This is a genomic window from Paenibacillus sp. D51F (genome assembly GCF_053345695.1).
This window is the reverse complement of the sequence record NZ_JBKFAO010000006.1, coordinates 143,508-161,486: the sequence shown is the minus strand read 5'-3', so window position 1 is coordinate 161,486 and position 17,979 is coordinate 143,508. Positions and strand designations below refer to the sequence as shown.

Genomic DNA, 17,979 nt, shown 5'->3' with positions numbered 1-17,979 from the left:
CGTCCCGCCGACAGGTTCTTTTTTTCCGCTTCGCCATTCGGCTTGCATGGATCTATTGGAGCTTTCCATGAAAAAAAAGCCGGCTTCGTCGCAACGAAGCCGGCTTGCACTTGTACCTATGAACGAGACCTACCGCTTTACCTATCGTCTTTGTCTATCGTTTGCCCACAGCAGATTAAAGCTTGCCGCTGTCCAGCATATTCAAGATCAGCGTCACCGCTTGAGCGCGGGTTACATTCTGTCCCGGCGCGAAGAGGTTGCCTTCCACCCCTTGGATCAGGCCTGCCTGCTGCAGCGCCGCTGCGGAACCGGCCGCCCACGGCGGCAGCTTGGCCGCGTCGGCGAAGGCTGGCTTGCCCGTGCCCTTGAGTCCCATCGCCTTGGCCGCGATGACGGCCATCTCGGCACGGCTTACCGTACGTCCAGGCCCGAAGGTGCCGTCCTCGTAGCCGCTCAGCCAGCCGGCTTCTACGGCCGCGGCGACGTAGCCGCTAGCCCACGACGGAATCGCCTTCTGATCCTTGAAGCCCGGACCCTTCGCTGCATCCTGCAAGCCGAGAGCCCGGCCTAGCATGACCACGAATTCGGCGCGCGATACTCCCGCCGAAGGCTTGAAGCTGCCGTCTCCGTAGCCGCTCGCGATGCCGAGGACTGCCGCCCGGGAAATGGCCGAGGCTGCCCAATGAGTTGACGGCAAATCCTTGAATTCCATTTCCGGCTTCGGAGTCGGCGTCGCGCCAGGCGTTGCCGACGGAGTCGGCGAAGCCGAAGGGGAACCCGTTGGCGTCGGTGTTGGCGTCGGTGTTGGCGTCGGTGTTGGCGTCGGTGTTGGCGTCGGCGTCGGCGTTGGCGTCGGCCAAGCCGTCACCGGAGGCGCCGGCGTCGCTGCAGGAGGCTGCGACGGCTCTGGCGTTGCCGCCGGAGGCTCCGAAGGCTCCGTCACCGGAGGCTCTGAAGGCTTCGGCGTCGGCGTTGCCGCCGGGGGCTCCGAAGGCTCCGTCACCGGAGGCTCCGAAGGCGTCGGCGTCGGCGTTGCCTCATATCCTGCCGAACGGAAGCTCCAAATGTCCGAGCGGGCGTAGCCGCCGTACTCGTCGCTTGCCGCCGCGTACCATTGATACTTGCGGCCGGCCTCAAGCCCGTTCCATGCCGCCGAAGCCTCGGCGCCGCTCGCTGCCTGCGCCTCGCCGATCCGATCCGCCGTGTAGACCTTCACGGACATGGAATCGGTGGCGACCCTTTTCACGACCGGGGTCAGATCGACATCCAGATCGAGCTCATCCTTGCCCGGATATTCCGACGGATCGTAGTAGTTGTAATCGTCCAGATAAGGAGAGTAAGTCTTGATGTGCACCTGGTTGTTCTTCAGATCGAACTGCATCAGGCGGATATAGCCGAGGCCGCCTTTCTCCGCTCCCTGATAATCGGCGAGCATCTGGTACACCTTGCGGTCGGGCTTGCCGTCCCCGTCGTCGTCGATCTCGTCGACCAGCGTCTCGGCGTCGTGATAGTGGCCGGAGAGCACCGCAAACACGTTCTTGTTGTTTTTCACGACATGCTCGTAGATGTCGTCGGCGATCGGAGCCCGGTTGCCGGAGACAAGCAGGTATTCATGGAACGCCAGAATCGCCTTGCGCTCCGGATACTGCTGCAGCACGCTGTCGATCCAGGCGATATCCTCCTCGCCGATGCCCCAGCCCATGTAGACGATGATGAAATCATTGCCTTCGGCGGAGATGAGGTCGTAGTGGCCCCGGTTGTTCTTGTACGAACCTCCGTAATACGGACGGTCCTTGAAGCGGTCCTCCCCGTAATGCTTCCAGTAGCTGCTGTAGTCGTTGTTCTGATGGCCGACGTCGTGGTTGCCCGCCAGCACGCCGTAAGGCATCCCGCCGTCGTCCAGCATTCTCATCGCCTTCTGCGCGTTCGTCCATTGCTCTTCCCTATCGGCCTTGTCGACGATATCGCCGGTATGGATGACGTACTTGATGTTCATGGCATCCTTGTTGTCCATGACCCACTTCGTGTTGCCCTCGTAGATTTCAGGCCAGCTCTCGGAGTAATACTGCGTGTCCGACATCCAGACGAAGGAGAAGTCGTACGGATCCTGCTTGGCGGGCAGCTCGTCCTGGACAAGGACGTTCAGCATGCCGCCTGTAGCGTAGTCTCCCGCCGGAACGGATGCCTGCAGGGAGAAATCCTCCCCGCCGGCGATGGCCTGGTCCAGACGCTTCCAAGCTTTGCTTGAAGGACTCCAGGCGTACAACGACACCTTGCGGCCGGACAGCGAGCTGCCCTTCCATTCCAGGACGACCTCGTCCTGAGCCTTGACGGCGGCGTCCAGCTTCACCTCGAAGCGGTGATAAGGGAACTGCTGCGTCGAATCATTGGTCAGCTTGTCCCCTTCGCCGCCGGCGATTGCGGCGTATTCCTCCTTGGTCAGTTCCCTTTCGCCTTCCGGCTTCAGGACGAGCGGCGGCTCGGTGTCGGCCGCGCCGGAGAACGCCTGGAACGAAGACGTCTCGGAAGCGCCGTACGCAAAGCCCTTGTAGAAGCCTACGGTCAGCTTGTCGCCCTCGGGATCAGACGCGCGCACCTTCAGCCCTGCGGAAGCTCCTTCCACGACGGAGCCGTCCAGCGGAGCCAGCAGCTCCGGCAGCAGCGGGTTTTCGGCCGGCACGGAGAAAGCGACCCGCTGCTCGGACTTGTTGCCGACGTTGTCCTCGGCGCGGATCAGCAGCGTATGGCCGCCCGCCTGCAGCTTGGCGGAGGACGTCTCGTACGGAACGGCGATCGCCTTGCCGTCCAGCAGCGCTTCGACCGAGCCTGCCCGGATGCCGGAGCCGGCGTCGGTGACGGCCGCATCCAGCTTGAACGCCCCTCTGTACACTTGGCCTTCCTGGACGGAAGGAACGATGCTCGGAGCGGTATTGTCCACCATCACATTCGCGGCTGCCTGCCCCGAGGCTCCCTTGACCGCCACGACATGCTTGCCGTCCTTCAGCAGCGTCGTATCCCAAGGCAGCGTCTTGGAGCGAAGCTGCTCCTGCTGCAGGGCGAACTTGAATTCCAGCCCGACATGCTTGCCGGCGGAATCGCCCATGAGGATTTCCTTGCTCCGATCGGCATAGGCCGGATCGTACAGCTCCGTCCCGTCGGCCAGAATCAGGCGGACGTTGCGGATCTGAAAGTCGTCCTTGTTCTCTTCCGGACGATCGTCGAACGGACCCGACTTGGAGCCGGCGCGGATCCAGATGCCGTTCGCGCCCGCCTTCAGCCTGGAGCTGTCGATCGGATAAACGAGCGTTTTCCAGGACGGGATCGGATCCATGAACGTATAGAGGATCTCATCGCCGATCGTAACCGCATTTTTGAAATAATAGTCCACCGCAGTCGCCTCGAAGGCGAAATACGCGTCATGCTCAAGCGCGGCATAGGTTCCTTGGGTCACCGTCTGCCCGTCGACGGACAGCTGCAGCTGCTCGGGGGCGTCGGTCTCCGACGTTGCCTTGAGCGTATGCACGCCCTTCACGAACTGGCCGTCCTTGACGTTCAGCCGCAGCGCGGCCTGCTCCGCTCCTCCGGTGACGGGAATAAGCACTGCCGGCAGCGACGTCACATTCTGCCCGTCGGATACATCGGCCGAGTATTCCAGGTATTTCTTGCCGATCAGCTCGGCGGAGGAGATCGGATGATGATACAGGGTATCGTTGTAATCCTGCGTCAAATACACGGTCGTCGGCGTCTGCTGGCGGTCCGTCCGGAAGGAGAGGCGAACCGACTTGACGCGGTTGTTGTCCGCCGCCTCCAGCTTGATGTCCAGATCGCGGGCCTGATCCGCCTCGGCGGCGCCCGTCAGATCGCGGACGGCCGGCGGCTCGGCGTCGGCGGCGACATGGACGGGCACGGACGGGACCTGCCAGTCCTTGACCCTTCCCGGCGTGGCGGCTTCTAGTCCCGGCCAGCCTTTGCGCATGACCGTGCCGCCGTCTCCGGGATATTGATAGAGGATGCCTTTGTTGACGGCCACATCTTCCTTCACATAGTAGGCGGCCGATATATCCTCATGCGTGTTCGTGCCCGCGACAAGACCTCTGAGGCCTCCGTTGGCCATGCCGGAATTTTCCATGCGGAACAGATTGACGCCCTCGACGAGGGAGCTTCCGTAATTGGCATTGAAGTCCGCCGCCGTCAGGGCGGCGTTCGGCCCGTTGATCACCCAGAGGACGATCGTGCCGCGGGCCGGAATAACGATATTTTCCGGCTTGGAAGGCCAGGTCAGGTCGGCCGAAGGGCCTTTGTCCGTATAGCGGTAATACAGCTTGTAGTCGTCGAAGCTCAGCGGCTGGTCCGTATTGTTGTAGATCTCCACGAACTCGTAGCCGTCGCTGCTTCCGACGTTGGTGCTGTCCGGCACGACCTCGGTGACGAGCAGCTCGGGCAGCTTCTGCGGGTCAGGCTTCAGCTCGTTCACCGGTACGGTGTATGTATCCGATCTGACGGCTCCCGCCGCGCTGTCCGCCTGGATGTAGTACACGAGGTTGCTCTCCTTCAGCGCATCCTTCGGAACCGTTCCCGACAGCGAGGCTCCTCCGGCTTCCGCCGTCAGCGGAACGCTGGCGTAGACCTGGTCGGTGACCGTCCGGTAATAGACGCTTCCCGCTGCGGTCGGTACTGCCGTCCCTTCAGCGCTTTCCACCGCGGCTGTCAGCTTGAGATCAGCCCCGCCGTCCGCAGCTGCGGGCGCCTGATGACGGATGACCGGCTTGTCCGGCTGGACCGGCGGCTCGACCGGCGGCTGCCCTGGCGGAGACAGCTGCTCCGGCTTCACCGACCCCGGTGTCGGCGGGCTCTTCAGCTCCAGCTTGATCTCCTCCGGCTTGTAGTCGGCCTGGTATTGGACGCCGAGCCCTGCCGCGACATCCGTTCCCAGATAGGCCGCCCAGGCGGTGTCGGCGCCGTCCGTCTTCAAGACGACGGCCCGCTGGCCGCCGTTCGCGAAGCCGGTGAAGCCTCCGACCTCGACAACCTGGCTGCTGCTCAAGGAGGTTTTGAAATGTCCGCTGAAGTCCGCCAGCGTCTTGCCGCTGCTGTTGTACCAGAACACTTTCGTCTCATGGGGAAGGAGCGCCGTCCCCGCAGGCATGGTGAACTTGACGTCGGCTTTGCCGCTGGAGTCGGTGTAGCGGTAATAGACCGAATCGGTTACCATTTGGGAAAGCTCGGTCGTATTGTGCAGCTCAAAAAACTCGTAGTCGTCGGTGCCGACATTATCCGGAACGATTTCCGTCACGATGACGGGAGGAACTCCGGGAACAGCGGCAGCGTGCACGACGTAAGCAGCCGGAGGAAGCAGGATGCCCGCCGACAGGCTGACCGCCAGCGCGGCCGCTCCCGCCCTCTTTCCATTTCGACGGAATACCCGCCTGAGCCATCTGCCGATGTCTCCGCTCTTGCCTGTTCTAGCTGCTGTCAACGCCTTCACTCCATTCCCCGGCGGCTGATGGCCGCAGGCTTCAATAATAGTTGCTCTCTCAAAAACCATAATGGAACTAGGGTATCGAAGATTTGTAAATCAGGCGTCAACCCGAAGTGTAGAAACGGTAAAGGAGCTGGTAGCCTATGAACCGCAGTGACCGTCTGATCGCCCTGCTGATCGCGCTGCAGCGCAATTCCTATACGGCCGCGCAGCTCGCGGAACGGTTCGAGGTGTCGGTGCGGACGATACTGAGAGACATGCAGTCGCTGTCTGAAATGGGCGTCCCCCTCTATTCCGCCACCGGCCCCGGCGGCGGCTTCCGCCTGATGGATGGCTACCGGCTGCCGCCGCTCCAGCTCGACGCGCAGGAGGCGTTGACGGCGCTGTTCGCGCTGCATGCCGTTACCCGCTTCGGCGACAGCCCGTTCAACCGGGAGCGCTGGACGGTGCTGGACAAGATCCGGGCTCTGCTGCCGGAGGAGACGCTGAAGCAGGTCGAGCCGATTCTGGGCAAAATGCATCTGGAGGTGCCCCGGCGCAGCGTCCGCTCCCCTATGCTCCCGCTCCTGCTGGAGCTGCTCGCCGAGTCGCGGAGGCTGCGGACGCTGTACCGCTCCCAGACGAGCCGGCGCTGGCTGGAGCTGCATCCTATGCGGGTGTATGCGGCGCATGGGTTCTGGTACTGCGAGGCGTTCTCGCCTCTGCATGGCGAAGCCCGGACGTTCCGGGTCGACCGGATGGACGAGCTGCAGCCGCTGGAGGAGGGCAGTGAAGCCGGCAGCCCCGGATTGGGGGCGCCGGATTGCCGGGAGGCGCCTCGAGGCGCGATAGAGGACGCAGCCGGGGCTGGCGGTGCGACGGCATCTGTCGGCAGGGCGACCTGCGGCGGCGAGGCAGCCTGCGCCGGCGGCGTCGCGGCTTCCGGCGGCGAACCAGCCTGCGCGGGTGGCGTCGCGGCTTCCGGCGGCGAGCCAGACGGCGCCAGCCGCGGCGCGGCTTCCGGCGGCGAGCCAGACGGCGGCGGCGCGACTGCCAACGAGACGGAGGCCCCCGCTGCTGAAGTACCCGCATCGCCCGCAGGCAGCCATGCTGCAGCGCATGGGAACGCTGGAGACGGCGCCGCCTGTTGCAGCGGCGGTCCTGCCGGGGACAGCGTATGCTCCCGCTCCCCCTCCTCCATGCCGGCTGCCGCATGCCCTGTCGGCAGCGCCATTCCCGTCGCGGTCCGCCTCACCTACCGGGGCTCCCTGCTGGCCGAGCAGGACGAGCATGTCGGCCAGCTCGTGGAGCAGATCGGCGATGAGGAATGGGAGCTCCGCTTCGATTGCCCGGCTACCGAATGGACATGGACGATCCGCTTTTTCTACGGAATGGGACTGGATGCGGAGGTGCTGTCGCCCCCCGAGCTGAGGGCGGCTGTCGCCTCTATGGCGGCCTCCGTGCTGGAGAGGTACAATGAAGATTCCGATCGCGGATGCTCCTGACAAACGGGAGATTCCGCCTTCCTCATGCCTGACGACGAAAAGGAACCGATACTCTATGCCTGCTAGCGACGAAATCCTTCGTTATCTTTATACTTATGCCTGCCACGAATCCGAGGCCGAGCTCTGCTCCCTGGAGCTTCGCTGTCTCTTCCCCGGACTGACTCTGCCGTCCGACGCGGATGCCTTCATCCACAGCCGCCGGCTCGATCCGAGCCGCAGTCCATTCCTGAAGCAGCGCCTCGCGGTCGAGATCGACGCTGCTTCCCCGGAGGAGCTGCTGGAGCGGGCGGCCGGCCTGTCCGCCGGCGAACGCACCTTCCGCGTGCGCTACGCCAAGACGGGTGCGCCGGGCCAGCCCGACAATGAAGGCCGCCTTGCTCTGGAGAGGCAGCTCGGGCTGGCCATCCATGGAGAGCCGGACCTGCGCCGGCCGGAGACCGTGTTCGGCGTCGCGCTGCTGGACGGCCGCTGGCTGTGCGGCGAGATGGCTTCCGCCGAGCCGGTCTGGCTGCGGCAGAACGCCAAGCCGCGCCAGTATTCCACGGCGCTGCCCGCCCGGGCGGCGCGGGCCGCCGTCAACATCGCGGTGCCGGATGTCTCCGGCGCACGCGCGCTCGATCCTTGCTGCGGCATCGGCACCGTGCTGCTGGAAGCTCTCTCGATGGACATCGACATCCGGGGCGGCGACCTCAATCCGCTCGCGGCGGTCGGGGCACGCGAGAATCTGCGGCATTTCGGCTATCCCGAAGAGCTGGTCCAGATCGCGGACATGCGCAGCCTGGAAGGGCATTACGACGCCGCCCTGCTCGACATGCCCTATAATCTCTGCTCCGTGTCGCCGCCGGAGGAGCAGCTGGAGATGCTTGCCTCCCTGCGCCAGCTGGCGGGACGGGCCGTCATCCTGACGACCGAGCCGATCGAGCCGCTCATCCGGGAGGCCGGCTTCTCCATCCGCGAGACCTGCCGCCTGACCAAAGGCAGCTTCGTGCGTTTTCTGCATCTTTGCGTTTGATCGCCAAGAAATTCATGACATCCATGCTGTCAGGATGAAGGCGGTATACTGGGGCCGAACTCAATTTGCGAGGAGGATTCCTGTATGCCGTCCCATTTTGCATCGCTGGAAAAAGCCCGTTCCTTTCTGCTTCTGAACGCCCGTCTGATCGACCGCCTCCGCTTCCGCTTCCACTGGGAGGAAGGCTCCGCCGAAGCCGTCCTGCAGGCGCTGAAAGCCTACCAGAACCCGGATGGTGGCTTTGGCCATGCGCTTGAGCCTGACATTCGCTGCCCGCATAGCCAGCCCGTGCCGCTGGAGGCTGCCCTGGATGTGATCGCCGAGACCGGTCTGAGGGACAAGCAGCTGGAGGACGGCATCACGCGGTGGCTGGAGGCCGCTTCACTGCCCCAAGGAGGTTGGCCCATCATTCGCGGCGATGCGGCCGGCTGGCCGCTCTCCCCCTGGTGGCAAGGGCTGGATACCTCCGTCCCCTCCATCAACCCGACTGGCACGCTGCTCGGGCTCTTCTACCGCAGCGGCTGGACAGAACTTGCCCGACAGGACTGGTTCCAGGCAGCCGAACGGTCGGTGTGGAGGATGCTGGAGAGGGATCCGGATCGGGAGCCGCAAGGCTACCACGAAGGCGTCCACTGGATCGCTTTCCTGAACGCGGCTCCCGACCGGGAACGCGCCGAGCCGCTGCTGCGCCGTCTGGATGCCTGGCTGCAGAAGCCGGGCGTCATCGGCCTGGACTTCCATGCCGAAGGCTACGTCCACAAAGTGTTGGACTGGGCGCCGGAGCCGAATGCTTACGCGAGGAAATTCATCGAGGATGTTGCCGTGGAGGAGCATCTGGATGCGATGGAAAGAGAGCAGGAGGAGGACGGCGGCTGGCCGATGTCCTTCCCTGCCTTGAGTCCGGCGGCGGAGATGGAATGGCGGGGCTTCGTCACGCTCCAGCGCCTGCTTACGCTGCGCGCATACGGCAGGCTGTGAGATTGCCTTCTAAGCTCGGGCGGCGTTGAATAAGCTGGGGAAGACATTCACCTTACACGAAGGGGGAATTCCATGTCTTCTTCCCACACTTATCTGTCCCGGGCGGAGATTCGCGCGGAGGCCCGTTCCGCCCTGTCCGGCAGCTGGGGCCGGGCGATCGCGGTCAGCGCCATTCCGGTGCTGGTCAGCTTCATCCTGCAGGAGTTCGGCAGGTTCGGAGGGCTTCTCGAGCTGCTTGTCGCCGGTCCGCTCGCGCTCGGCTCGGTTCTCTTTTACCTTGCGCTCGTACGCAGGCGGGAAATCGCCGTCGGAATGGTCTTTGACGGCTTTCGCTACTACGGCAAAGCGCTCGGGCTCTATCTGCTGATGGCGTTGTTCGTGTTTCTGTGGACGCTGCTTCTGGTCATACCCGGTATTATCGCGGCATACCGCTACTCCCAGGCCTATTATATTCTAGCCGACAATCCGGAGACGGGAGTGCTCGAGGCGCTGGACCGCAGCAAGCAGCTGATGATTGGCCAAAAATGGCGGCTTTTCGTGCTCCAGCTCAGCTTCCTCGGCTGGGCCATCCTGGCCGTGATTCCGTTCGGGCTCGGCCTGTTGTGGCTGATGCCTTACGTCTCGGCTTCTGCTGCGGTATTTTACCGGCAGCTGACCGAGGAGCCTCTTGTGCCCGGCACTTTTTGATCTGTCCTTGCCCTCGTTGTCCTGATCCGGCCATCCCGTTATGAGGAATGCACAGGCATGAACAGGACCGAACAGGCGTGAACGACGAGAAAACCTGAGGAGACTCCTTCCATCTGACGCAAGCCGTTGAAGAAGCCTGTGCACAATTTCTTGAATTTAGCTTGACATTTCCGTTTTTCAGCCTTAAATTTAGAACATACGATCGTACGACATGTGTAGGAACATGCGGAAGCACCGCAGCCTGCGGCTCTCCTAGAGAGCTGCTTGCTGCGGTGCTTTTTCGCGTTCTATGACTCGTGCGGAATTAGGAGGAGATTGGAATGTCAACGACCATTTTTCCGTCTTTATGCGCTTCGGGCTGGCGGCGCGCAAGCTCGGCTGCCGCCGCCCTCGTTGCTGCACTCATGCTGCTTGCGGCCCCGTCCCCGGCAGCTGCCGCTTCTCTCGCCGTGAGTTCCGCAGCCAAGAGCGCCTTCGAGCGGACGGCTGCCGCCGCAGCAGCTCCTGCGGCAGCCAGATTGAATGCCCATTACGGCGCTTACGTCTCGCTCACCGCCCAGTTGGAGGAAGTAAGCCTGCGTGCCGCCGAGCTCCATCTTCGCAACGGCCAGGACGCTGCCGCCATCCGCAAGTCGATTCCTTCGATTGACACCGACCGCGTTGCCAAGCAAGAAGCCGCTGTGAAGAAGGCGAGGTCCGCTTACGAGCCTTTGTACGCGGCTTATACGGCCATGAACCATCAAGCAAGCGCAGCCTCCAAGTACGGCAGCAAGGAATTGGCCAAGCTGGCCCGCATGCAGGCAGATACGATGAAGGCCGCCGTTCAGCTGGCCCGGCAGCAGATCCGGATCCAGGAGGATCAGTTGAAAGCCGTCCGTGCAGAGCGTACCCGCAAAATGAATGCCGCACGCAAGACATTGGGAGGAATGGACGAATTCTCTCTCGCTATCCGATCCCGCCAATCCGCTGCCAAAGTTCCCGAATCCGCCGCAGCAGCAGCCCTCAAGGATTTTGGAGCCGCCGCACGCAAGAGCGATGCCGCCGTCGTGGAGAAATCGCTGGAGATGATGAACGGTTATGCCAAGCAGCTGCTCGCCCACAAGCAGGCCATCGTCGATCTGGAGCTTCGAAGCGCATCCGTCGCTGCCGACGTGAAGAAACAGCTTGCGGCCCAAGGCATCCAGGTTCTGGCCTGACAGCCGAGGAGTACAGGAATCACTGTTCCTGCCCTTATTAAGATCAGCGCCATACCCGAAATGCCCCGGAATTGTTCTTCCCCGATGGCCTGAAGGCTTTACGGATTGAGCCGTTATTTCCTATGTTTGTCCGGCGTCGGATGCCCCGTACAGAGCAGCTGCCTGCCCTTGGAGCCTGCTTCGGTTGAGCCCGGCCAGGCAGGCCGTCAGCAGATAGAAGGCTCCCGTCATGGCATAGACGGCCGCGATGCCCCATCGGTCCGCCAGCCAGGACAGAAGAACGACCGACAAGCCGAACAGGGAGTACACCAGCGTATTTTCGGCGCTCATCACTTTGGGGAGCTGTTCCGGAGGGCAGGCGCTCTGGAAGACGGTTCTGCGCGTCACCTCGCGGAGCTGCTGAGGCGGCCCCATGAGGATGACCAGCAGCAGCGCGACCCATGGCGATTCCGTCGCGGCATAAGCAAGCGTCATCAGGCCCATCAGACCCGCTCCGGCCATGATGGACAGAGCCGGCCTTCGCATCAGGCGTTTGGTGAAGGCAACGACGAGCAGTCCGCCGATGATGCAGCCGGCAAAATACCCCCCGTTGATGATTCCATACCATTCGGTCCCCCGGCCCAACTGCTCTGTCGCATAGACGAGCATGAGCGCGCCGATCCAGGCCGCCCCGACCGTGCCTTCGATGGTATCCATCACAATGAGCAGCCGCAGGGTCTTGTTGCGCCAAATGTTTTGCCAGCCTTCCTTGACCGACGCCCAGGCGCCGATCTTTTGGCCGCCGCTCCGGACTCCGCTGTCGCCAAGCTCCGGCAGGCCGGCCGCCGCCTCGAAGTCTGAAACCCCTGCCGGGTCAGGTTCCTTTTGGCCAGGCGAAGAAGCTGAAGGAACTGCCGGCTCCTTGAGCTGCAAGGTCAGCACAAGCGCCCCGGCATACATGGCAAGGGTCAGGCCCATGACGGTGCCGCCTCCCAGCCAGGTGACAAGCATGCCGCCCCCTGCCCAGCCAAGCATCATGACAGTCTGGTCGGTCGTGGACATCAGCCCGTTGGCTTTCATCAGCTCGTTTTTGCCTGCATACAAGGGGACGAGCGAATTGCGGACCGGCGTCGTAATGCCATCCGTAAACGACAGCAGGGCAATGAGGAGCAGAGCAATCGGTATTCCGCTGACGCTCATATTCGCCGCCGCCAGAGCCAGTACGGCGAACAAGGCGACCTGCATCAGCTGGGACAGTTTGATCAGCGACGTAAGCCGGAACCGGTCCATGATCAGCGGTGCCATGATTCCGCAGGCCAGCTGGCCTGCAACCCGGCACAACGGCACGAATGCGGAGAACAGCGCCGATCCGGTCAGTTTGTAGACCATCGTGACGACCGACAGCAGATACAGCGCATCAGCAAGATTGGAGAGGCTTTGTCCGGCCCACAGCAGCCGGAATAGTTTGGGATGGGGCATCTTCCTGCCTCTCTTTCGTTGACGGAGGACGATCGAATAGACAAATCCTCTACTTTTGAAATAAATACCTTTATAAAGTCATCATAGCTGTACACTCCATGTAATGTCAACGATTTCCGGCGAGAGCTTCTGCGCCCACGTATTCGATTTGGCATATACGCTTGCCTTCGATCATGGTCCGTTTGGCGCGATAAGCATAGCCGTCTAGCGCGCTAGTCCATATAAAAAAAGCGGCAGCCCGGGATTGCGCTCCCTGAACTGCCGCTTTGCAACTTCCTCGCGATCTGCAGATCTACTCTATCCGTTTCTTTCTGCTCCGTTTCTTTCGGCTTTATGCTCGGCCTACAGCCCAAGCCTTTGTTCCAGCTCCCTCTGCTGGGCCCGATGATGACGGAAGTGCATGCCGGACAGGTCGAACCACTCCCGGGCGTTCAGCCAGCCGAATCCTCCATGTCTGACTTTGCTGTCCGGATTGATCCGATTCAGCTTCTTCTCCCATTCCTTCATCAGTTCCAGAACATGCTCCAGCCTGCGCGCCAGCTCTTCCTGGCTGTCCGAATTGCCAGGCGTGTTGGACGGCCCGTCAGGCAGCTTGATTTTAACCGGCGGGAAGCCTCCGAGCGCAAACAGCCGCTCGCCTGCCTCCGTCTTCCCTGCCGTATCCTCCTCGCCTCCGGAAGCGCATTCCTCCACTTGGTCCATATAATCAAGAGCCGCAGCAATCAAATGATCGTACATCTGGCCGAGCGACCAGACCTCTTCCGCGGATTTACAGCGCAGCTGCTCCGTCGTATATCTCTGCAGATCATGGATGTAAGACTTGATTAGATCCGAATAAGTCATGGACTTATGGCGCTCCCTTCAAGACCATCTTTTTCCTGAAGCTTTCTTGAAGCTTTCTTGAAGCTTTCTTGAAGCTTTCTTGAAGCTTTCTGGAAGCTTTCTGTAAGCTTTCTGGAAGCTTGCCTGAAGCTTCTTCCTTGAAAATAGGCTCTTCCCGCATGGAAGCCAGCATCTCTGCCACTATTCACCGATGTTGCCGACGGCGACGTTTTGACCGTCAAAGGCTGCCGGACCGAGCTTCCCGTTTCAGGAATCGAGCCACACCTTGCCCGTCTCGGAGCTGTCGCAGCCCGTAATGGCGCCCAGTTCCCTTCGGAACGCTTCCGATTGAAGAATATCCATCAGCATGCCGATCCACGGAGCGTTCTCCGGCTTTTTGACCACGACCAGATCGTAGCGTTCGCGGATCAGCGGGATGAACTCCACGTTCCCGACCATCGAAGCCGCCTTCTCCATCCCGATTCCCGCGTCCGCCTCGCCGGATGCCACCTTGGCCGCCACTCCAAGATGGCTGTTCTGGACTCTTCCATCCTGCTCGAGGCTATGCGGAGGAATACCGAGCAGGCGCAGCTGCTCATCGACGAGCACTCGGGCTCCCGAGCCGCGCTCCCGGTTGACGAAACGAATTCCCGGCCTGGCCAGATCGGCCCATCCGGAAATGCCCAGCGGATTGCCCGGCTGTACGTATAAGCCCGCGCGGCGAACGAGCAGGTTCACCACAAGCAGCGGGAACCCGGCAAGAATGCGGGTGATATACGGGAGATTGTACTGTCCCGTATCCCCATCCCATAGATGCGTGCTCACGATATCCGCGTCTCCCTTGTACATTTGGATCAAGCTGTCCAAGCTGCCGGCATGGGAGCGCAGCGGCCTGGATCCGGTCGCCTTCTCCATGAAGGAAGTCAGCAGATCGAGACTGATGTCCTGTCCGGTGATGACGAGCTGATGCTGCGGAGTCCCCGCATAAGAAGCTCTGCCCGCATTCACAGAGGAAGAGCCTTGCCCGGAGCGGATATCTCCGCCGGGAATCCCACCGTTCCTGTCTTCCGGCCCGTGCCGGCGAACACCCGAAGCCCCGCTCGCCGCATCATCCCCGCCCGGATTGTCCTGCGCCCCAGCGAATCCCGCCGTATCCTTGAGACCCAGGAAGGCGGTCTGGCTCTTGGATTTAGCCTTATAGGCCTCCAGATCGGAAGCGTCCACGCGCATCTGCTTCCCTACCCGGTAAGCGGGAAGCCGGCCTTTTTTGACAAGGTCGTAGACGGTCAGCTTCGAGATGCGAAGCAGCTGGGCCACTTCCTCCACCGTATAGGATGGTTCCTGAGTCATGACTTGATCTCCTCTTTTGTCCCGCTATCGCTCTATGCTGTTTATTATAGCGGATGAAGCCGGTTTAGGGATTTACAGCTTCACTGCCTCTATATATAATCATCCTAATTATAACAAGACCATATAAGACCATACTTGGAGTGAGAGGAAATGCTGAGATCAAAAAAAATTAAACCTATCCTGTTCCTTCTTGCCGGCCTCATGCTGCTGGTTGCCGCCGCTTGCGGCAGCAAGCAAACCAATACGCAGCCGGACAGCAGCGGCGGCACCTCCGCATCCGCCTCTCCGCCAGCTTCTTCCGTCCCGCTCGTCGAGCTGACGGTATCCGCGGCGGCCAGCCTGACCGGAGCATTGGACGAGATCAAGACCGCTTTCGAAGCCGCCCATCCAAGCATTTCCCTCCATTTCAACCTCGGCGCTTCCGGCACCCTGCAGAAACAGATCGAACAGGGGGCTCCCGCCGACCTGTTCCTGTCCGCTTCGTCCAAAAACATGAAGGCGCTCGTGGATCAAAATTTCGTCGCCGCAGAGGATTCCCGCGATCTTCTCGGCAATTCGCTTGTCGTCATCGTGCCGAAGGAGGCCAGCCCAAACATCTCCTCCCTCGATGCGCTCGCCGGACAGGCATTCAGCAAGATCGCCATCGGCATTCCGGAGAGCGTCCCGGCTGGACAATACGCCCAGGAAGCACTAGCCAAGGCCGGCCAGTGGGACGCCCTGAAGGACAAGCTCGTCCAGGCCAAGGATGTAAAAGCCGTCCTGCAGGCGGTGGAAACCGGCAACGCGGATGCAGGCTTCGTCTACCGGACCGATGCGCTGTCTTCCGCCAAAGCAGCCGTCGCCTACGAAGTGGATCCAGCATCCTATCCGTCCATCCGTTATCCCGCCGCCATCGTCAAAGCGACGAAGCATCGGCCCGAGGCTGAGCGGTTCTATACGTATCTTCAATCCGAAGATGCTATGGCCGTGTTCAAGAACTACGGCTTCACGGATCCGAAATAATGCCGGCATCGATAGACTGGCAGCAGTTTTGGCCGCCGGTCATCCTCTCCCTGAAAGTAGCCCTGCTGGCGAGCGTTGTCGCCCTCGCTGCCGGCACGGCTGCCGCTCGGCTCATGAGCAGATCCAGGTTTCGGGGGAAGCTGCTGCTTGAAACCGCGTTCCTGCTCCCCCTCGTGCTTCCCCCGACGGTCGTAGGCTTCGTGCTTCTCGTTGCGCTCGGCCGCCGCAGCTTCCTTGGCAAGACGATCGAAGCGGTATTCTCCGCTCCGCTCGTCTTTACGCCATGGGCCGCCGTTGTCGCGGCCGTCGTGGTCTCCTTCCCGCTGGTCTACCAGACGATGAAGACCGGCTTCGCCGGCATCGAGCCGGAGCTGGAGCAGGCTGCCCGGTCCGCCGGAGCAAGCGAGGCGCAGCTGCTTCGCCATGTCGCCCTCCCGCTGGCTGCCCGGTCCCTGCTCAGCGCTCTCCTGCTCGGATTCGCGCGCAGCCTCGGCGAGTTCGGCGCCACGCTCATGATCGCAGGCAACATTCCCGGCATTACGCAGACCGTGCCGACTGCCATCTACGTAGCTGTCGACGCCGGCAGCACCGCGATGGCATGGGCGTGGACCTCCGCCATCATCCTGATCTCCTTCCTGCTGCTGCTCTTCACCGGCAGCAAGCCGGCGAAACGATAGGCACATAAAAAGGCCGGGCGACGTCATTCGCATGACGTTGCCCGGCCTTTTCCATACGGCTTCAATGCCGTTCATTGCTGCTGTTCATGATTATGCAATGATTGCCGTTATTTGCCAGCCGGCTGACCCAGCTCGGCTTGCTTTTGCTTGTATACTTCCTGCCATTCTTCCTGGTAGCGGCGGTAGAAGGCCGGATAGCGGAAGCGGAGCTGCAGGATGCCGTGCATCAGCTTCTCGGGCTCGGCATCGATGCGGGAAAGCACTTCTTCCGGAAGGCTCGCGCGAAGGCTGACGGCCGCCTCCTCGTTGAATTCGGCATAATACCACTCCATGTTGCGGATGGCGATTCCCGGATGGATTCCGGCATCCTTGCGCATTTTTTCCAGCTCTTTGCTGAGTCCATGCATCTCCTGCATCTGCTTGCGCAGCTCGCGGACCTCTTCGTTATGGCTGTCCATGCCGTATGCCAGCTCGGCGTAGATTTCCGCTTCGCGGAAGCGTCCCGCCTGCATGTAGGCCTGGCATTCCAAGAGAAGCACGACGCGGGCGCGGAGCTGCTCGTTCTCGTCGGTCAGCGACTTCAGATAACGGCGGACGCGAAGCTGGATCTTGGCCCACACATCCCACTTCTTGAGGTCGATGACACGATTGACGGCCGATACGACCAGAGGAAGATGGACAATCGATTCCTGGCCTTCTTCCGGCAAAGCCTTCTCGATGATGCTCCACGATTCTTCCTGGCGTCCCAATCTCACATAGACGGCTGAGAGAAGCGGAACGAAGTCGGCCTCGCGTCCCGGAAGCTTCGCAATCAGAGCTTCCAGCTTCTCGGCAGCGCGGCCGTCATGGCCGAGCGCGCTCAGCTGGCTCGCCACCATGCCCTGGAAGTCGCCTGCTTGCTCCGGATTGGCAGCCATCTGAAGCAGCACTTCTTCCTGCTCCTTGGCGCGGTCCCACTGCTGCTGCGCGATAATCGTGTATACAAGGGCTCCCTGCAAAGGAGCCATCTCCGGTTTGCGTTCCTTCATGGAGGACAGGAACCCTTCCGCCGCCGCATGCTCGCCGGCTTCCAGCGCCTGCCGCGCTTCGCCAAGCATGCCGAGCAGCGCTTCCGCCTCTTCTCCCGGAAGGCCGTTCTCTACTTCACGATCCAGTTCGCCGGAAATTGCCGCCAACAGATTGGCGATTCCAGGCTCTAATGTCCCTGCTTGTGTTTGCGGGGAAGTTTGATTTTCCATGTAAAGGTTCCTTCCTCTCTGCTTCCCGTAAGCAGCCTCGCTGAACGGGGTAAGGGGCTGCCCCATAGGGATAAGGGCAGATTCCCTAGTATTATACCATAGCCGGACCGAGATGCGGATACTGGCAGAATCAACTAGACTCTCCTATTTGACGCCCTCAGCAGGCAATTGGTTGCACCGCAAGCGCAACCAGCCTCTGCCCGGAGGCAGAGGCTGATCTACGGACGAAGATAGTTCCTATCCTCCAAGCCTCACACGCTCAGAGAACAAATCCACCGCCGATGCCGCGGGCTCTTAGGCGCGGACGTCGGCGTAATCCTTGCGGCGCTTGAACTGCGCAGCGGCATATGAGCATGCGGGCTCGATCTTGACGCCGGCTTTTCTGGCGTCGTCGACGACAGCCTGAAGCAGGCTTCCAGCCAGCTGCTGCCCGCGGAATTCCGGATCCACGAATGTATGGTTGACGATCCATATTCCGTCTGACGGAATATACGTAATTTCTCCTGCGATCGTGCCCTCGCGGCGAATGACATAGCCGTTGCCTTCCTTGACCGGCTGATCCTGCGGCATGAGCGCCGCCCCCTTCCCGGGTAACC

14 protein-coding genes are annotated in these 17,979 nt (G+C 61.6%); 7 read left to right on the top strand and 7 right to left on the bottom strand.

The window, feature by feature from the left end; genetic code table 11:
- Positions 1 to 175: 175 nt before the first annotated feature.
- Positions 176 to 5,476: an S-layer homology domain-containing protein gene (locus ACLBWT_RS13110; protein ID WP_447663549.1), complete on the bottom strand. Its 5,301-nt coding sequence runs from the start codon at positions 5,474 to 5,476 to the stop codon at positions 176 to 178.
- Positions 5,477 to 5,622: 146 nt separating this feature from the next.
- On the opposite strand from ACLBWT_RS13110, the gene ACLBWT_RS13105 reads away from it, so the two are divergent.
- The 5 genes from ACLBWT_RS13105 (at position 5,623) to ACLBWT_RS13085 (ending at position 10,836) form a co-directional block, all read left to right on the top strand.
- On the top strand, positions 5,623 to 6,963 hold the full coding sequence (locus ACLBWT_RS13105; protein WP_447663548.1) for a WYL domain-containing protein: 1,341 nt from the start codon (positions 5,623 to 5,625) through the stop codon (positions 6,961 to 6,963).
- 55 nt (positions 6,964 to 7,018) lie between these two features.
- On the top strand, positions 7,019 to 7,975 hold the full coding sequence (locus tag ACLBWT_RS13100) for a TRM11 family SAM-dependent methyltransferase (RefSeq protein ID WP_447663547.1): 957 nt from the start codon (positions 7,019 to 7,021) through the stop codon (positions 7,973 to 7,975).
- A gap of 84 nt (positions 7,976 to 8,059) precedes the next feature.
- Positions 8,060 to 8,953 carry a hypothetical protein gene (locus ACLBWT_RS13095; RefSeq protein WP_447663546.1) on the top strand — a complete coding sequence of 298 codons (894 nt, stop codon included), beginning with the start codon at positions 8,060 to 8,062 and terminating at the stop codon, positions 8,951 to 8,953.
- 72 nt (positions 8,954 to 9,025) lie between these two features.
- Positions 9,026 to 9,640: a DUF975 family protein gene (locus ACLBWT_RS13090; protein WP_447663545.1), complete on the top strand. Its 615-nt coding sequence runs from the start codon at positions 9,026 to 9,028 to the stop codon at positions 9,638 to 9,640.
- 320 nt (positions 9,641 to 9,960) lie between these two features.
- Positions 9,961 to 10,836 carry a hypothetical protein gene (locus ACLBWT_RS13085; protein ID WP_447663544.1) on the top strand — a complete coding sequence of 292 codons (876 nt, stop codon included), beginning with the start codon at positions 9,961 to 9,963 and terminating at the stop codon, positions 10,834 to 10,836.
- Between the two features lie 120 nt (positions 10,837 to 10,956).
- On the opposite strand, the gene ACLBWT_RS13080 is transcribed toward ACLBWT_RS13085, so the two are convergent.
- The 4 genes from ACLBWT_RS13080 to ACLBWT_RS13065 form a co-directional block, all read right to left on the bottom strand.
- A complete protein-coding gene (locus tag ACLBWT_RS13080; RefSeq protein ID WP_447663543.1) occupies positions 10,957 to 12,294 on the bottom strand; it encodes an MFS transporter in 1,338 nt (445 codons plus the stop codon).
- A gap of 342 nt (positions 12,295 to 12,636) precedes the next feature.
- Complete coding sequence (locus ACLBWT_RS13075; RefSeq protein ID WP_447663542.1) at positions 12,637 to 13,137, bottom strand: DinB family protein; 501 nt, start codon at positions 13,135 to 13,137, stop codon at positions 12,637 to 12,639.
- Positions 13,138 to 13,141: 4 nt separating this feature from the next.
- Positions 13,142 to 13,309, bottom strand: coding sequence for a hypothetical protein (locus ACLBWT_RS13070; protein ID WP_447663541.1), 168 nt, complete (start codon positions 13,307 to 13,309; stop codon positions 13,142 to 13,144).
- Positions 13,310 to 13,383: 74 nt separating this feature from the next.
- A complete protein-coding gene (locus ACLBWT_RS13065; RefSeq protein WP_447663540.1) occupies positions 13,384 to 14,466 on the bottom strand; it encodes a substrate-binding domain-containing protein in 1,083 nt (360 codons plus the stop codon).
- A 150-nt stretch (positions 14,467 to 14,616) separates the two neighbouring features.
- Between ACLBWT_RS13065 and modA the strand changes: the two genes are divergently transcribed.
- Complete coding sequence (gene modA / locus ACLBWT_RS13060) at positions 14,617 to 15,468, top strand: molybdate ABC transporter substrate-binding protein (RefSeq protein ID WP_447663539.1); 852 nt, start codon at positions 14,617 to 14,619, stop codon at positions 15,466 to 15,468.
- Complete coding sequence (gene modB, locus ACLBWT_RS13055; protein ID WP_447663538.1) at positions 15,468 to 16,145, top strand: molybdate ABC transporter permease subunit; 678 nt, start codon at positions 15,468 to 15,470, stop codon at positions 16,143 to 16,145. The genes modA and modB overlap by 1 nt, the downstream gene beginning before the upstream one ends.
- A 107-nt stretch (positions 16,146 to 16,252) precedes the next feature.
- Here modB and ACLBWT_RS13050 read toward each other — a convergent pair whose 3' ends face one another.
- On the bottom strand, positions 16,253 to 17,383 hold the full coding sequence (locus ACLBWT_RS13050; RefSeq protein WP_447663537.1) for a hypothetical protein: 1,131 nt from the start codon (positions 17,381 to 17,383) through the stop codon (positions 16,253 to 16,255).
- Positions 17,384 to 17,677: 294 nt separating this feature from the next.
- Positions 17,678 to 17,953, bottom strand: a complete 276-nt coding sequence (locus ACLBWT_RS13045) for a GNAT family N-acetyltransferase (RefSeq protein WP_447663536.1) — start codon at positions 17,951 to 17,953, stop codon at positions 17,678 to 17,680.
- Positions 17,954 to 17,979 lie beyond the last annotated feature (26 nt).

Excerpts from the sequence above, each read along its gene's own strand:
- ACLBWT_RS13105 (WP_447663548.1), top strand. The coding sequence starts at position 5,623 with ATGAACCGCAGTGACCGTCTGATCGCCCTGCTGATCGCGCTGCAGCGC.
- ACLBWT_RS13095 (WP_447663546.1), top strand. The coding sequence starts at position 8,060 with ATGCCGTCCCATTTTGCATCGCTGGAAAAAGCCCGTTCCTTTCTGCTT.
- ACLBWT_RS13080 (WP_447663543.1), bottom strand. The coding sequence starts at position 12,294 with ATGCCCCATCCCAAACTATTCCGGCTGCTGTGGGCCGGACAAAGCCTC.
- ACLBWT_RS13100 (WP_447663547.1), top strand. The coding sequence starts at position 7,019 with ATGCCTGCTAGCGACGAAATCCTTCGTTATCTTTATACTTATGCCTGC.
- ACLBWT_RS13065 (WP_447663540.1), bottom strand. The coding sequence starts at position 14,466 with ATGACTCAGGAACCATCCTATACGGTGGAGGAAGTGGCCCAGCTGCTT.
- modB (WP_447663538.1), top strand. The coding sequence starts at position 15,468 with ATGCCGGCATCGATAGACTGGCAGCAGTTTTGGCCGCCGGTCATCCTC.
- ACLBWT_RS13050 (WP_447663537.1), bottom strand. The coding sequence starts at position 17,383 with ATGGAAAATCAAACTTCCCCGCAAACACAAGCAGGGACATTAGAGCCT.
- ACLBWT_RS13045 (WP_447663536.1), bottom strand. The coding sequence starts at position 17,953 with ATGCCGCAGGATCAGCCGGTCAAGGAAGGCAACGGCTATGTCATTCGC.
- ACLBWT_RS13075 (WP_447663542.1), bottom strand. The coding sequence starts at position 13,137 with ATGACTTATTCGGATCTAATCAAGTCTTACATCCATGATCTGCAGAGA.
- ACLBWT_RS13070 (WP_447663541.1), bottom strand. The coding sequence starts at position 13,309 with ATGCTGGCTTCCATGCGGGAAGAGCCTATTTTCAAGGAAGAAGCTTCA.
- ACLBWT_RS13085 (WP_447663544.1), top strand. The coding sequence starts at position 9,961 with ATGTCAACGACCATTTTTCCGTCTTTATGCGCTTCGGGCTGGCGGCGC.
- modA (WP_447663539.1), top strand. The coding sequence starts at position 14,617 with ATGCTGAGATCAAAAAAAATTAAACCTATCCTGTTCCTTCTTGCCGGC.
- ACLBWT_RS13090 (WP_447663545.1), top strand. The coding sequence starts at position 9,026 with ATGTCTTCTTCCCACACTTATCTGTCCCGGGCGGAGATTCGCGCGGAG.